The sequence below is a fragment of the Streptomyces sp. NPDC003247 genome (genome assembly GCF_042888135.1).
Classification (GTDB): domain Bacteria; phylum Actinomycetota; class Actinomycetes; order Streptomycetales; family Streptomycetaceae; genus Streptomyces.
Genome location: NZ_JBIAPF010000004.1, coordinates 271,976 through 286,688, shown reverse-complemented (window position 1 = coordinate 286,688; position 14,713 = coordinate 271,976). Strand labels below are relative to the sequence as shown.

Sequence of the window (14,713 nt, the reverse complement as noted above, 5' to 3'; positions counted from 1 at the left end):
CCCCACCCTGTGCGCCGCCTTCTCACCACCCTTCTGATCTCGGCGTTCCTGCTGGTCGGCGGCCTCGCGTCGCCGGCCGGCGCGCACCCGATGAGCACTTCTGCCGTCCTCCTCGACCTCCACGACGACCGCGTCGAGGGCGAGATCGAACTGCCCATCGACCGCCTCGCCGTAGCCGTGGACCGCGACCTCACCCGCGCCAGTGTCCTCGGCACCGACCGGACCTTCCTCCACCAGTACGCGGCACAGCACGTCAGCGCCGTCGGCGAGAACGGCACCTCTTGGAAGGTCACCCTCGGCACGGGCGCCGTCCGCACCATCGACGGGGTCGCGCACCTCGTCTATCCCCTGACGATCACACCGCCCGCCGGCGGCGACGTCACCGACTTCGACCTGCGTTACGACGTCATCGTGGAGGAGCTGCTCACCCACGACGTCGTCGTGACCGTCCGCCACGACTTCGACCGGTCCATCCTGAGCTCCGACGACGCCGAGACCCTCGGGATCATCGACCGGGACACCACGAGCCTGACGGTTCCGGCCGGTGAGGGCTCCTGGATCCAGGGATTCCTGTCCACCGCCGGGCTCGGTGTCCAGCACGTCGGCGAGGGCGCCGACCATCTTCTCTTCCTCCTCATGCTTCTGGTCCCAGCCCCCCTGCTGGCTTCCGGGGGACGCTGGCGCACCGCCGGCGTGCCGTCCGCGCGGTGCAGTTTCCGGCGGGTCGTGCACGTGGTGTCCGCGTTCGCCGTCGGCCACTCGCTCACTCTGTCCCTGGCGGCCTTCGGGGTGATCGACGTGCCGACCCGGACGGTCGAGACGCTGATCGCCTTCTCGATCACGGTCTCCGCCGTCCACGCGATCCGGCCGCTGGTGGCCCGGGGCGAACCGCTGATCGCCGCCGGCTTCGGGCTCGTCCACGGGATGGCGTTCGCCTCACTCATCGGCGAACTCGGCGTCGACCGGGACTCGCTCGTGACCACTCTGCTCGGCTTCAACCTGGGCATCGAGGTGACCCAGCTGCTCGTCGTCGCACTGATGATGCCATCGCTGATCGTTCTGTCCCGGACGGTCTTCTACCCCGCCTTCCGGATCGGGATCGCCACCCTCGGCCTGGTGTTCTCGGTCTCCTGGATGCTGGAGCGGGCGACGCTGACGTCGTCGGACCCGTTCGAGGGCGTCCAGACGTGGCTGGTCGGGCATCCGTTGCTGGTCGCGGTGTCGGTCGCGGCCCTCGCCGCCGTGGCCTGGCAGGTGGCGCCCCGGGGCGGCTCGCCGGGCCCGGTGACGGGGACCCGTAGGAACAGTTCAGGAGACGCACAGGCCAACGGCGCGCGATCGGCTGCGGAGCCGAAAGTGATCAATCGTTAGATATCCGACATCGTGTCCGTGTTGCGAGCGGCTTGTGGCTCGCAGCCATGAAGCAGGGAGTGGTGTCCAGCGAAGCGCAGGGCTGTCCTGATGGGCCTGGCCGCGACAGCCGCGGCACCGACGACCGTGGCCTGTTCCTCCGGCTCCGCGGAACGGAGAGCGCCGCCCAGGCGAACGCGGCGAAGCCGGCCGCGTCGAGCGGCCACATCGCCGGAGTCACGGCGATCACGGAGGTGTTCGGCAACGGTCAGCGGCCGACCGGGACCCGGCAGCCTTCCTGGACCGGGTCGCCGATCTCACCGGCTACCGGCGGGCCGGTCACGATTCCTGAACGGCGCTGATCAGCCTTGTGCGACAGCTTGCGACAGGGGGCGGCGCTGGTGTGCGCCGCCCCCTGTCGCGTCTCCCCGAGGCCTCGTCGACCGTCGGTGCCGTCTTCGAGCAGGGCGGGTGCGGGTGTCCGGGGACGGCTTCCCACGGCGCGCGGACATCACGGCCAAGGTTTCAAGGCAACGGCACCGCGGACCCGTCCCCCTCTTCGACTTCCGAAGGGAGCGGCGCGACCCGGCTCACCCAACGGGCGGAAGAGCCGATGGCAGTTCAGAAGTTGTAGAGATTTCTGTCGCACATGTTGCCCACAGTGTTGCCGCCCGGTTACGTTCCTCGGGCATCACCTCGTAGGTCTCCGGCGTATCCCCCCTTGGTCGGAGGCCCGCCTGGGCGACGTGTCCCGACCTGTCACCAGGGCGCCTCGGACGCCGGGCGGGACATCGCCGAACGCCTCGCCGGCCCTGACCTCGCGTCGGCGCACCGGCGGAGACGACGGGTTTTCCGGCCCGCCACGACGTCGACCGCCACCAGCCCAGCATCCCCGTCCCGCAACGAGTTGTTCCCGGTAAGAGCGGCGTACACCTGACGTCGCGGGCGCCGCCCACCACGGCCGCACCCGACCGTCGGTCCATCACGCCCATCTGAGAATGCCCGTCACCAGACAGACAGCAGGGGAGCTCATGAGCACCATCACCGCTCTGCGCGGCAAAGGCCGCGTCGTATCGACCGCTGTGGCACTTCTCGCCCTGGGACTCGTCCCCGTGGTCGCCCGGGCCCAGTCGACAGACACGCCCGGCGCGCGCCCCGTCTCCACCGTGGTGAACACCACGAACGGCAAGATCCGGGGAACCCATCAGACGGACTACCAGCAGTGGCTCGGCATTCCTTACGCCGCCGACCCGGTGGGCGCCCTGCGCTGGACGGCCCCGAGACCCGCGGCGAAGTGGTCCGGAGTCCGCGACGCCACCGAGTTCTCCGACCGCTGCGCCCAGAACAGCGGATGGGACCCCGGATACGAGAAGACCATCACCACCGAGGACTGTCTGGCCCTCAACGTGTACGTTCCCGACAACGCCCGGGCGAGCGCGCCGGTCCTGGTGTGGATCCACGGCGGAGGCTTCACCGGCGGCGCCGGACAAGACACCAACCCGCGGAAGTTCATCGAGCAGACGGGTGCCGTCGTCGTCACTGTCAACTACCGCGTGGGCGTCCTCGGAACTCTGAACCTGCCCCAGTTGCAGGCCGAGAGCAAGAACGGCCCCGGCAACTACGGCCTACTCGACCAGCAGGCAGCACTGCGCTGGGTCCACTCCAACATCAACCGCTTCGGCGGCGACCCGAAGAACGTGACCATCGCGGGACAGTCGGCGGGCGCCGGTTCGGTCTGCGACCACCTCGCGTCCCCCACCGCCAAGGGCCTGTTCGCCCGCGCCGGCATCATGAGCGGCAACTGCAACCTCCAATCGGCCGCCTCCGGCCAGGCGCAGAGCGAGGCGTTCGTCGCGACGGTCGGCTGCGACACGGCGTCCGACATCCTGGCCTGCCTGCGCGCGAAGCCCGCCACCGAGCTGCTCGCGGCGCAGAAGAAGTCCGGCGTCTCCCCGTCCGTCGGAGGAGCTGCCTTCCCGGTCAACCCCGGCACGGCCGTCCAGGCCGGCGACTTCAACCGCGTACCGGTGATGCTCGGGCAGACCGACAGCGAGCGCGGCCTGTTCACCTACCAGAACTACGACTACCTGGGCACGCCGATGACCTCCGCCCAGTACGAGTCCGCGGTGCGCTCGGCGTACGGCACCAACGCGGCCCGCGTCCTCGCCGAGTATCCGCTCAGCGCCTACCCGACACCGGGGGAGGCGTGGACCGCCGCGCAGAACGGCTCCACCTCGTACGCCCGGCAGCAGCTCATGGCCACGCTGTCGAAGTGGGTGCCGACCTATGCCTACGAGTTCGCCGAGAGCGACACCCCGCACTTCGCCTCCGTCTTCCGCCTCCAGCAGCAGAGCGCGACCGCCCGGGACTTCCCCTTCGGAGGTGCCGTCCACGTCGACGACCTCGGCTACCTCTGGGAGTACCTCGGCCAGACCCTGCCCTACCACGACGACCAGCTGGAGCTGTCCCGGCAGATGATCACGTACTGGGGCCGGTTCGCCGAAGCGGGCGACCCCAACGGATCCGGCACGCCGAACTGGCCTCTCTACCGGGCAAGTTCGGGCAAGCTCATGTCCCTGGTCGCCTGCGACACCTCACCCGCCGACGGAGCCGCCCCCGCCGCCTGCTCCCGGCTGAGCGGTGACTTCGCCACCGAGCACAACCTCGCCTTCTGGGCCGGCCTCCCCGACTGAACCCCGCCCCGTGGTCCTCGCGTCGCCCGCTCCCGAACAGGGAGCGGGCACGCCCCCCGATCCACCGGAGGCAGAGATCGCCACGCTCCGACCCGGCCGAACAGATCGACGCGCTCAAACGGGTCCGAGTCGGCGGCGGCGGCCGGCAGGAACCCAGCCACTACTACCAACTGGGCGGTCTGGCGCCTGAACCTGCGTGACTTCCTCCTGCGCATCGCCTTCTTCCCCTCCTCTGCGGAACGAGCTGACGTCCCCGGCACCGCCAGGGGACGTCTCGCACCCGCCGTCTCCGCACCACACGCTGCGAAACCTCACCGATCAGGAGTGACCCGACCATGTCCGTGAGCAGAAGAACAGTGGCCCGCGCGCTCGCCGCTACCGTGGGCGGTACCGCGCTCGCCGGCGGCCCGCCGGCCACCGGCGCCGGGGCGGCCCCGGCGAGCGGCGCGGCGGCCTCCGGCACTCGGGACACCCAGGCGCGGAAGACCCCGGCGACCGGCCCGCTGATCCGGCGCACGGGCAAGACGCCCACCGGATACGAGGTGACCTTTCGCTACCGCGCCCCGAAGGCGAAGCGGGTTCAGATCAAGGGGGAGTGGTACCTCCAGCGCCCGCTCGCCCTTGACCCGCGCCTGACCACCCCCGACCACCTGGTGGAGAGCCCCGGCCTGCTGCCCGCCCAGTGGCGCCCCGGTGATGTGCCGATCTCGCACCCCAACTCCACCAGCCCCAACTGGCACACCGCCGACATGACCAAGGGCCACGACGGGGTGTGGACCTACACCACCCCGCTCCCCGGCGGCTTCTACACCTACGGTTTCTTCGTCGACGCGGACGCCGACGACACCACCCAGACCGGTCAGCTGCCCGACCCCGCGAACCCCGCCTGGAACGTGGTCGACGGCATCGTCCACGGCACCGCCGTCGACCGCAGTCAGATCCACGTCCCGTCTGATCCCCGCTTCGACACCACCGACGTTTCCTGGCTCGGGCCGTCGGCTGGGCCACGAGGCATGTTGAAGCACGTCACCTACGACTCGCCCGGCCACCTCACCCCCGTCGACCAGAACCACCTGGTCGTCTACACCCCGCCGGAGTACGACCCGAAGCGGGCGAAGCCGTACCCCACGCTTTACCTCAGTCACGGTGGCGGCGAGAACGAGATGGGCTGGAGCACCCAGGGCGACGTCGCGAACATCCTCGACAACCTGATCAATACCGGTGCGGTGGCGCCTCTGGTCGTGGTGATGCCCAACGCGACCGGCTACCCGTCCTCGACGGCCGAACAGGCGCACCGCACCGACCTGATCGAGCGTGTCTTCCCCTGGGTGGAGGCGCACTACCACGTCTCTGCGTCGGCCTCCGACCGCGCCTACTCAGGTCTCTCCGCGGGCGGCATGCGTACCAACCACCTGATGCTGAGGAACACCGAACAGTTCGGCTACTACGGCATGATGAGCGCCGGGCTGCCCGCCGGCACCGTCCTCACCGACGCCCAGGTCGCCGCGCTCAAGAAGGTGACGGTCTACGTCGGCGGCGGCCGGCAGGACCCGATCAATCAGGGCTACCTGACCCTCCACCGGGGCCCGCTGCGTGAGGTCCGCGACCTCACGGCGGCCGGCCTCCACATCCAGACCGCCTTCGTCGACGGCGGCCATGAGTGGTACGTCTGGCGGCTTCTGCTCCGTGACTTCCTCACGCGCGCCGCCTTCCTCCCGCCCACCGTGGCGGACGACACCTGGGGTGCCTGAAGCACTGCTGGGGGCTGAACCTGGCCCTACAGCCCCTGCGGGCTGTAGGGCCAGGCTGTTCCTCGCCCACCCGGCGCCGAGCAACCGGCCGGCGAAGGCGTGAACGCGGACCTGTGGCACAAGGTGACCGCACGGTGGACCCCCGATCCGTCGCTGATGCCCGTCCGCGCCAGGCCACCCGGCAGCTGCGTGCCGGCCACCGCCCGCCTCGGCCTCCGCGAACTCGACCAGGCCCGCCACCTGGGCGCCAAGGCGGCCGCGCAGGCGGCGGAGGTGCGGTCGGTCCGGGCGACGGAGCACGTCCGCGACTTCGGACGCAGGCTGGAGCCGAGGACGCCGCGCCCGTCCGGGGCTACCGGGAGAAGGCCGCGGCGCTGAACTGACGGTACCGCCCGCACCGTTCCCCGTTCCCGTGGGGCGTGCAGCTAGGTGCAGGACAGCTTGCTGCACCCGGCATCGCTGGCGACCGCACCCGCCCCTGCGGCAGCGTGAGGCACGTGCCCGACGGACGGCCGCCCCGCGCCGGGGCCCCCGTCTCCCGGCCGGCGGCCGTCCGCGCGGAACTGCCCGGGGCCTGCGAGGGCCGCCCGCACGATGCGTCGTCGGCGCACTCCGCCGCGCCGACCGGAACGGATTGAGGAACGATGCAGAGTCTGCACCTGCCGACCGAGCGACGACCCGACGCACGCACCGAGCACCTCCCGCCCGACGGCATAGGCGGCCGCCACCGGTCGTACGCCACGTGCACCCCCGCCGAACTCCTGCGCGCGCTGCCGCTCACCCCGGCCGCCGCCCGGTCGGTGCACGCCGGCCGCGCCCTCACCCGCCGCGTCCTGCGCAAAGAGGACGACCGCCTGCTCGTGGTGGTCGGCCCCTGCTCCATCCACGACGTCGACGCCGGGCTCGCCTACGCCACCGCACTGCGCGCCCAGGCCGACCGGCTCGCCGACGACCTCGCCGTCGTCATGCGGGTGTACGTCGAGAAGCCCCGCACCACGGTCGGCTGGACCGGGCTGCTCCCCGACCCCGCCCTGGACGGCAGCCACGACCTCGACCGGGGGCTGCGCACCGCCCGGTCCCTGATGCTGGCCGTCGCCGAGCAGGGGCTGCCCATCGCCACCGAGTGGCTCAGCCCGGCCGTCCCGGCCTACCTGGCCGACCTGATCTCCTGGGGAGCCATCGGCGCCCGCACGGTGGAGAGCCAAGTCCACCGGCAACTGGCCAGCGGCCTGCCCATGCCCGTCGGCATGAAGAACGGCAGCACCGGCTCCGTGGGCGTCGCCGTCGACGCCGTGCGCTGCGCGGCCGTGCCCCACGCATACCTGGGCCTGGACCGGAACGGCCGCCCCGGCACGCTGCGCACCAGCGGCAACCCGGACTGCCACGTGGTGCTGCGCGGCGGCGCGGGCCGGCCCAACTACCGCCCCGGCGACGTGCGCGGAGCGGTGGCCCTGCTGGCCGCCGCCGGGCTGCCGACCGGCCTCGTCATCGACGCCAGCCACGGCAACAGCGGCAAGGACCACGTACGGCAGGCCCAGGTCGCCCGCGAGATAGGCGCCGAGGTCGCGGCCGGTGACACGGACGTGCGCGGCGTGATGCTGGAGGGCTTCCTCGTCCCCGGCCGCCAGGAACTCGGCGCCGGCGTACCGGTGTTCGGGCAGAGCGTCACCGACGCCTGCATGGGCTGGGACGCCACCGTCGACGTCCTGACCGACCTCGCCGCCGCCGCCCGCAGCCGCCGCCGCACCGCGCCGGCCCCGGCCCGCCGACCGGAGGGGGAGCAGAAGTGAGCGTGCCGGACATCCCCGCACTGGGACCGTCCGGTCCCTACCGCACCAGGAAGCGCACCACGGTGACCGACGCCTCGGGCACCCCCGCGCTCGAACTGGCCCTGGTACCGGGCCTGGTCGCCACCGACTGGATCGACCAGCTGCGCGGCAGCACCCCCCCACCCGTCGCGGAGACGGCGGCCGTGCTCGCCAAGGCCGCCGACGTCTTCGAGTACCAGGACGTCCTCGGCGACGACCTCGCCGCCCACGAACAGCGCGTGGCCCGGCTGACCGGCACCCCCGTCACGGTCGTGCGGGAGTGCGACCGACTGATCACCGCGACCCTGCGCGACGCGGGTCGGGCGTGGGACGCGGCACGCCCCGCGGGCTGCTCCCCGCCCGGCGTCCCGGCCGCCGACGCGCCGTCCGCCGGTGCCGTCTGGTGCCGCGCCGGGGACGTCCTCGCCGTCCAGGCGGCGGGCAACAGCCCCGGCGTGCACGCCCTGTGGCCCGAGGCGCTCGCGCTGGGCTACCGGGTCGCCGTCCGCCCCTCCCAGCGCGATCCGCTCACCCCCCGGCGGCTGGTGCTGGCCCTGCGCCGGGCGGGCCTGTCCGAGGACCGGCTCGTCCTGGTGCCGTGCGAGCACACCACGGCGGACCTGCTCGCCGACCGCGCCGACCGCGCCGTGGTCTACGGCGGCCAGGCCGTCGTGGACCGGTACCGCGACCGCGCCGACGTACGCACCCAGGGCCCCGGCCGCTCCAAGCTGGTCGTCGCCTCCGACGCCGACCGCACCACCGGACTCGAACTCGCCCGCACCGGCGCCCTGTACCACGCGGGCACCGCGTGCACCGCCACCACGGGCGTACTGGTCGAACGGGAGGTCACGGAGTTCGCGGGGGCGCTGGCGGCAGCGCTCGCCGACGTACGGCCCGCGCCGCCCGAGGACGACGCCGCCGTCCTGCCCTGCCTGCCGCTGGAGCAGGCCGAACGCCTGGTGGCGGCGGTCCTGGACCGGGCGGCGGACGCGGGCGCGACGGTCCGCCTGGCGCCCCGGGCGCACCCGCTCGGCGGGCCGGGCACCCTGTCGGCCGTGACGCCCGCGGTCGTCGAACTGCCCGCCGCCCGCCACCCCCTGCTGGGCCTGGAGCTGCCGTTCCCCTGCGTGTGGGTGGCGCCCTTCGACCGCGCCGCCACCGACAGCCTCGACGACTCCCTGGTGCTCTCCCTGCACACCGCCGACCCGGCCCTGCTCGACCGGGCCCTCGGCCTCCCCTCGGTCTCCAACGTCTACCGGGGCCGACCGACCTCCTGGACCCACCCCGACGTACCGCACGACGGGTTCCTCGGGGAGTTCCTGATGCGCGCCAAGGGCCTGGCCCACGCCGACGAGAAGAGGAGCGACACGTGAAGATACATTCCAGGAGCGGCCTCGACTTCATGGAGCGGATCCAGCGGGAGGTGACCGCCCCCCGCCGCGACCCCGGCGCCGCCGACGCCCACTACGCCGCCAAGCTGACCGAGGTCTGGGAGCGCGCCCGGCAGACGCCCGCCTACGCCGCCCTCGGCCCGTACTCGGCGGCCGCCTTCCGGGACCTGCCCACCACGTCCAAGGACGCGCTCAAGGCCCACCCCCTCGCCTATCTGCGGGTACCGGTCGACGCGGGCCTGAAGTACTACCAGACCACGGGGACCACCGGGGTGCCCACGCCCACGCCCCGCACTGCCCGGGACATGATCGCCAACACCGTCTCCGTCGCCGAGGCGTGGCGCCCGATCCTGGCGGACCACGGCCACCGGGCGCTGATCCTGCTGCCCTCGGACATCGTGCCGGTGGCCGACCTGATGGTCGGGGTCTGCGAGTTCCTCCAGGTCCCGCACGTCAAGGCCTACCCCTACACCACCGGCATCTCCGACTGGGACCGCATCATCGGGCTGTGGGAGGTGTTCCGGCCCACGACGCTGTTCGTGGCGCCCGGCGTGCTGCTGGAACTCACCCAGGTGCTCAAGCGGCGCGGACTGCTGCCGAAGCTGTCCGCCAGCGTGGACCTGCTCATGCTGCTCGGCGAGGTGAGCACCCCCGAGCTGCGCGCGATGACCGGCCGCTGGTGGAACGCCCGCGTCTACGACGCCAGTTACGGCAGCACCGAGAGCGGCACGCTGGCCGTCTGCTGCGCCGAGGACCGGCTGCACCTGCTGCGCGGTGCCCACTACTTCGAGATCGCCGACGGCGACACCGTCCGGCCCGCCGCGGCCGGCCGCGACGGCAGGCTGGTCGTCACCCCCCTGAACAACGACGCCCGCCCCCTGCTCCGCCTCGACATGGGCGACGAGGTCTCCCTGACCGGCGACTGCCCCTGCGGTGACGACGCCCCGGTGGTGACCGTGCACGGCCGGGACAGCGACGGCACCCGGATCAAGGGCAGCCGGGTGCGCACCCGCGACCTCGAGGGCGTGGTGTACGCGGACAGCGGCGTCATGGGCTACCTGATCGAGACCGTCGAGGACGGGAGCTGGGCCCGGCTGCTGCTGGAGCGCGAACCGGGCACCGACCGGGACGCCGAGGCCGGGCGCGACGCCCTCATCCAGCAGCTCACCAGCCGACGCCTGGGCTTCCGCTGGGACGAGGTCCGCTTCGTCAACCGGCTGCCGGTGACGACGAAGAGCGGCGGCTCCCAGAAGAGCTGGAAGCGCTCGAACTTCCGGGTCGTGGGGGAGGGAGCGCCGGTATGACGCCCCATCAGACATACGACGTGCTGCGCGGGTCCTCCGGAGTCGTGACGGGCGAGTCCGACCTGTGGTGCACCTACGCGGCGGTGCGCACCCTGTCCTGGCTCGGCCGCACCGCCGACCTGCCCCGCCCCGGCGAGGTGGCCGCCTTCCTCGCCTCCCGGCAGAACGCCGACGGCGGCTACGCGTGGTCGGCCGGCATGAACTCCGACGCCTGGGCCACCTACTACTGCACCCAGGCCCTGGCCGACCTGCCCGCCGACGCCCGGGGCACCGCCCGCGCCTCCAGCGGCGACTGGGTGCGCTCGGCCGCCCGCCCGGACGGCGGCTACGCCATGACACCCGGTCAGACGGCGGACGTGTGGGCCACCTACTACGCCGTCCGCGTCCTCGTCGAGATCCACGGCGAACGCCCGCCCGCGGAGCTGACCGACTGGCTCGGGGCGCTCCAGGCCGCGGACGGGGGACTGGCGTGGAGCCCCGCCCACGCCAAGGACGGCACCTCCGACGCCCGGGCCTGCTACTACGCCGTGACCGCCTGGCACACCGCCACCGGCGGCCGGGGCCCGCTGCCCTGGGACCGCGACCGGCTCGTGCGGTGGCTGCGGGACCGGCAGGGCGCGGGCGGCGGCTTCACCTTCCGGGCCGGGGACGCCACGGAGTGCCTGTGGGCGACCTTCCGGGCCGTCAGCGCCCTGAACCGACTCGGGGAGAGCCCCCGGGACCCCGTCGGGTGCGTCGCCTGGATCACGGCCCGGCTGCGGCCCGGCGGCTCCTTCACCCGCTGGCCCGGCTACCCCGTCCCCGACGTATGGGCCGCGTTCTGCGGCGTGGGCGCGCTGCGGGAACTCGGCGCCGACCTGACGGGCCTCGCCGACCACGTGGTCGCCGCCGTGCTGTCGTTCCGGACGGCTCAGGGCGGCTTCACCTACCGCTCCCCCGAGCTGGCCTCCGACGTGCTCACCACCTCCGCCCACCTGCTCTCCGGGCGGCTCGCGGACGACGCGGCGCGGACCGCCCTGCGCTGGACGGAGAGCTGCGTGCTGCCCAACGAGCAGGGCGTGATGTACATGCCCGGCCGGGGCAGCGAGGTGCGCTGCACCCTCTGGGCCCTGGCCGCGGGCGCCTTCGCCGACGACACCGCCGCCCGAGCCGGGATCGCCCGCTGGCTCACCGGCGCCATCCAGAACCCCGACGGCGGCTTCGGCTACTGGGAGGGCCGCGCCTCCGACACCGTGTCGACCTGCGCGGCCGCCGAGATCCTCGCCGTCACCGGCAGCACCGACGCCGCCGCCCGGCGCGGGATCGCCGGGTACCTGTCGAGCTGTGAGCGGGCACCCGGCCAGTACGCCGACGTGCCCGGCGGCAAGCCCACGCTGCGCGCCACCCTCCAGGCGCTGCGGGCCCTGCGGCTCACCGCCGGGGCCGACCGCGCCCCCGTCGAGGAGGCCCTGGCCCGGCACCGGGTGCGCGGCGGCGGGTACGGCAACGACAACCACCGCGTCCCCGACCTGCTGAGCACCTACGAGGCCACGCTGGCGGCGGACGCGTTCGGGATCGCCTGGGACCCCGGGCACCTGGCCCGCTTCCTGGACAGCGTACGCACGGCGGACCACCGGTTCGCCTGGACCCCCCTGATGGCCACGAGCGGCGGCCCGCTCGCCGACTGCCTCGGAAACCGCCTGGAGCTGCGGCTGCCGTCCGGGCGGCACGCGCTCCCGCCGCTGGCCCTGTCCTGAGAGGCGGCCGCCGATGCCGACAGTCGAAGTGACCAGCGACCCGCTGACCCCCTCCGCGCGGCTGCGGACGGCGCTGCGCCTGACCCGGTGGCTGACCGCGCGGGGCTCCGCGACCGCGCACGTGGTGGTCTCCTTCCGCACCGCCGAGCCCATGGCGTACTTCACCGGCGGCGTACCGCTGACCACCTGGCAGGACGGCACGGACGACCGCTCCCGCCCGCGCTGGGCGTCGGTCGTGTGCCGCGTCCACCCCGACCGCGACCACGCCTACCGGGCCGCCCTCGCCGACGAGGTGCGGCAGGCCCTCGGCCTGGACGGGGACGACGCGCACCTCACCGTCCGCTTCGAGCCCACCGAACCCGGCCGGATGTTCTACCTGGACGCGGGATCGATGACCAGTGCCGACGCCGTACCGGCCGGCCGAGGCCCACAGAAAGGCCAGTGACATGCAGACCCTCAACCCCACCGACATCAACGCCCGCCTGGTCGCCCTCCTGGAGCAGCGGTTCGGCGAGGCCGCCCGCGCCCTGCCCGGCGACGCCGACCTGGCCGACGCGCTGCCGGGCTTCGACAGCCTGGCGGCCCTGGAGTACGTCAACGCCGTGGAGGCCGCGTTCGGCATCGAGGTGGACTTCGTGGGCGACGACGTGCGCTACCAGTTCAGCACGCTCGACCGGACCACGGAGTACGTGCGCGAACGCGTCGAGGACCAGGCGGCATGACCGTGCGCCCGGCCCCCCACGGACCATGCGGCACGACCGCGCGGGAGGCACCCGGCGGCCCCGGCGGCGACCTGCCGTTCGAGACGTCCGGCAGCACCGGGGTCGCCCGCCGCTGGTGGCGGCGGCCCGAGCAGATGGCGCGCGAGGTCGAGCTGATCGCCACGCACCTGCTCGGCCCCGTCGACCACGTGGTCAACTACGCCCCGCCGCGCCACCTGTTCGGCGCACTGTTCGGGCAGTGGCTGCCCCGCACGGCGGGCGTCCCCGTCCACCAGGCGTGGCGGCAGCCGCTGAGCCCCCCGCCCGTCCCGGCGGACGCCCGCGTACTGGTCGTCTGCCTGCCGATGACCTGGGAACTGCTGCGGCGCCACCTGAGCACCTGGCAGCGGGCCCGCTCGGTCGTCGCCCTGCACAGCGCGGCGGCCCCGCCGCCCGCCGCCCACCGGCTGGTCCGTCGGGCCGCGCCGCTGCTGCGCGCCCACGAACTGCTGGGCTCCACCGAGACCGGCGGCATAGCCCACCGGCCGGTGACCCCCGAGGGCGAGGCGGCGGCCCCCTGGCGGCTGCTCCCCGACGTCACCCTGGCCGGGGACGGCGCGCCACCGGCCGGGCAGGCGGCGGAACTCGTGGTCGCCGGACCCCGGCTGGCCCGCCCGGACGGCGCGTCCCGGCCGCCCGCCCACTGGGCCACCGGCGACCTGGTGCGGTTCACCGCACCCCGCGCCTTCCGGCTGGTCGGCCGCAGCGGCTCCCTGATCAAGGTGAACGGCGTCAAGGTCCACCTCGCCCGGGTCGACGAGCGGTTGGCCACGCTGCTGCCCCGGGCGGAGTGCGTGGCACTGCCCTGGACCGGCGACCCGCTCGGCGGCGAGGGATACGTCGTCTTCTGGGCCGGCCGCGCCGCCGGGGTGGACACGGCGGACGTCCTGGACGCCCTGCGGGACTTCCCGCGTCCGTCCAGGATCGTGGAACTGGCGGCGGTACCGAGAACCGCCGGCGGGAAACCGGACCGGGCGGCCCTGCTCACGGCCGCACCGCCGTGACGCCACGGGCCCACGGAACCCCGTCACGTCTTCGAACCTCGGGAGGGATCGATTCTGTCCAGGTTGATCGTGGTGACCGGCGCGAGCGCCGGCATCGGCAAGGCCACGGCGAAGCGCTTCGCCGAACGCACGGAGAACGACGGCGCGTCCGGGACGCGCGACAAGGTGCTCATGGTCGCCCGGCACGAGGAACGGCTCGTCCGGGCGGCGCGGGAGATCGAGGCGAGCGTGCCGGGAGCCGACGTGGAGACGCTCCCGCTCGACCTGTCCGACGCCGACGCGGCCAAGACCCTGCGGGACCGGGCCGGGGCGACCGGGCTGCCGGTCGGCGCCCTGCTGTGCTGCGCCGGTGCCGTGCCGCCGCCCGCCGACCCGGACGCGGGCGACGTGGCCGCCGTCCTGACCGAGTGGGAGGGGGCCTACCGCGCCAACGTCGTGACCGCCGTCGTCGCCGTGGAGGCGCTGGTCCCGTCGATGACGGACGGCGGCGGCATCGTGCTGTACAGCTCCATCGCCGCCTACCGGGGCTCCGGCGGCACGGGCGGCTACGGCGCGGCGAAGGCGGCCCTGCACTCCTACGTCCACCTGCTCGCCACCCGGCTCGGGCCGCGCCGGATCAGCGTCAACGCCATCGCGCCGGGCTACGTCGCCGGGACCGACCTGTTCGGCGGCGCGCTGCCCGCCGCCCGGGAGAAGACGCTGATCGGCCAGACCGTCCTGGGCCGCCCGGGCGATCCGGTGGACGTCGCGGAACTCGGCCACTACCTGTGCTCGCCGCCCGGCGCCTACATCACCTCCCAGATCCTCCAGATCAACGGCGGTTCGCTGCACGGCGTCTGACCGCCGCGCCGTACCGCCCGCCACCCGCCCACCGCGTGCCCCCCGCACGCGACCACGACCGAGAAAGCGCGGTGA

Annotated in this window: 12 protein-coding genes and 1 pseudogene; all 13 read left to right on the top strand. The window is 73.6% G+C overall.

From position 1 onward, the window contains the following. The first annotated feature begins 9 nt into the window (after positions 1-9). Entirely contained in the window at positions 10-1,371 is a 1,362-nt protein-coding gene (locus ACFYWQ_RS14905; RefSeq protein WP_389516407.1) for a HupE/UreJ family protein, read from the top strand. A gap of 47 nt (positions 1,372-1,418) precedes the next feature. Continuing rightward, entirely contained in the window at positions 1,419-1,712 is a 294-nt protein-coding gene (locus ACFYWQ_RS14900) for a hypothetical protein (RefSeq protein WP_389516404.1), read from the top strand. 669 nt (positions 1,713-2,381) lie between these two features. Further along, on the top strand, positions 2,382-4,043 hold the full coding sequence (locus tag ACFYWQ_RS14895) for a carboxylesterase/lipase family protein (protein WP_389516402.1): 1,662 nt from the start codon (positions 2,382-2,384) through the stop codon (positions 4,041-4,043). 335 nt (positions 4,044-4,378) lie between these two features. Then, on the top strand, positions 4,379-5,794 hold the full coding sequence (locus ACFYWQ_RS14890) for an alpha/beta hydrolase-fold protein (protein ID WP_389516401.1): 1,416 nt from the start codon (positions 4,379-4,381) through the stop codon (positions 5,792-5,794). A 189-nt stretch (positions 5,795-5,983) separates the two neighbouring features. Continuing rightward, positions 5,984-6,177, top strand: a pseudogene (locus tag ACFYWQ_RS14885) (regulator); the annotation flags it as partial. A 261-nt stretch (positions 6,178-6,438) separates the two neighbouring features. Next, positions 6,439-7,584 (top strand): 3-deoxy-7-phosphoheptulonate synthase, encoded by a 1,146-nt coding sequence (locus tag ACFYWQ_RS14880; RefSeq protein WP_389516399.1) that lies wholly within the window; start codon positions 6,439-6,441, stop codon positions 7,582-7,584. Beyond that, positions 7,581-8,975: an aldehyde dehydrogenase family protein gene (locus ACFYWQ_RS14875; protein ID WP_389516397.1), complete on the top strand. Its 1,395-nt coding sequence runs from the start codon at positions 7,581-7,583 to the stop codon at positions 8,973-8,975. Before ACFYWQ_RS14880 ends, ACFYWQ_RS14875 begins: the two co-directional genes overlap by 4 nt. Next, positions 8,972-10,297 (top strand): phenylacetate--CoA ligase family protein, encoded by a 1,326-nt coding sequence (locus ACFYWQ_RS14870; RefSeq protein WP_389516395.1) that lies wholly within the window; start codon positions 8,972-8,974, stop codon positions 10,295-10,297. The genes ACFYWQ_RS14875 and ACFYWQ_RS14870 overlap by 4 nt, the downstream gene beginning before the upstream one ends. Beyond that, complete coding sequence (locus ACFYWQ_RS14865; protein WP_389516392.1) at positions 10,294-12,033, top strand: prenyltransferase/squalene oxidase repeat-containing protein; 1,740 nt, start codon at positions 10,294-10,296, stop codon at positions 12,031-12,033. Before ACFYWQ_RS14870 ends, ACFYWQ_RS14865 begins: the two co-directional genes overlap by 4 nt. Positions 12,034-12,046: 13 nt before the next feature. Continuing rightward, positions 12,047-12,478: a hypothetical protein gene (locus ACFYWQ_RS14860; protein ID WP_389516390.1), complete on the top strand. Its 432-nt coding sequence runs from the start codon at positions 12,047-12,049 to the stop codon at positions 12,476-12,478. Position 12,479: 1 nt separating this feature from the next. Further along, positions 12,480-12,755 (top strand): acyl carrier protein, encoded by a 276-nt coding sequence (locus ACFYWQ_RS14855; RefSeq protein WP_389516388.1) that lies wholly within the window; start codon positions 12,480-12,482, stop codon positions 12,753-12,755. After that, the gene (locus tag ACFYWQ_RS14850; protein ID WP_389516385.1) at positions 12,752-13,798 is read left to right on the top strand and encodes an acyl-CoA synthetase; all 1,047 of its coding nucleotides are present in this window, start codon (positions 12,752-12,754) and stop codon (positions 13,796-13,798) included. Before ACFYWQ_RS14855 ends, ACFYWQ_RS14850 begins: the two co-directional genes overlap by 4 nt. A 69-nt stretch (positions 13,799-13,867) precedes the next feature. Continuing rightward, entirely contained in the window at positions 13,868-14,638 is a 771-nt protein-coding gene (locus ACFYWQ_RS14845; RefSeq protein WP_389517401.1) for an SDR family NAD(P)-dependent oxidoreductase, read from the top strand. Positions 14,639-14,713 lie beyond the last annotated feature (75 nt).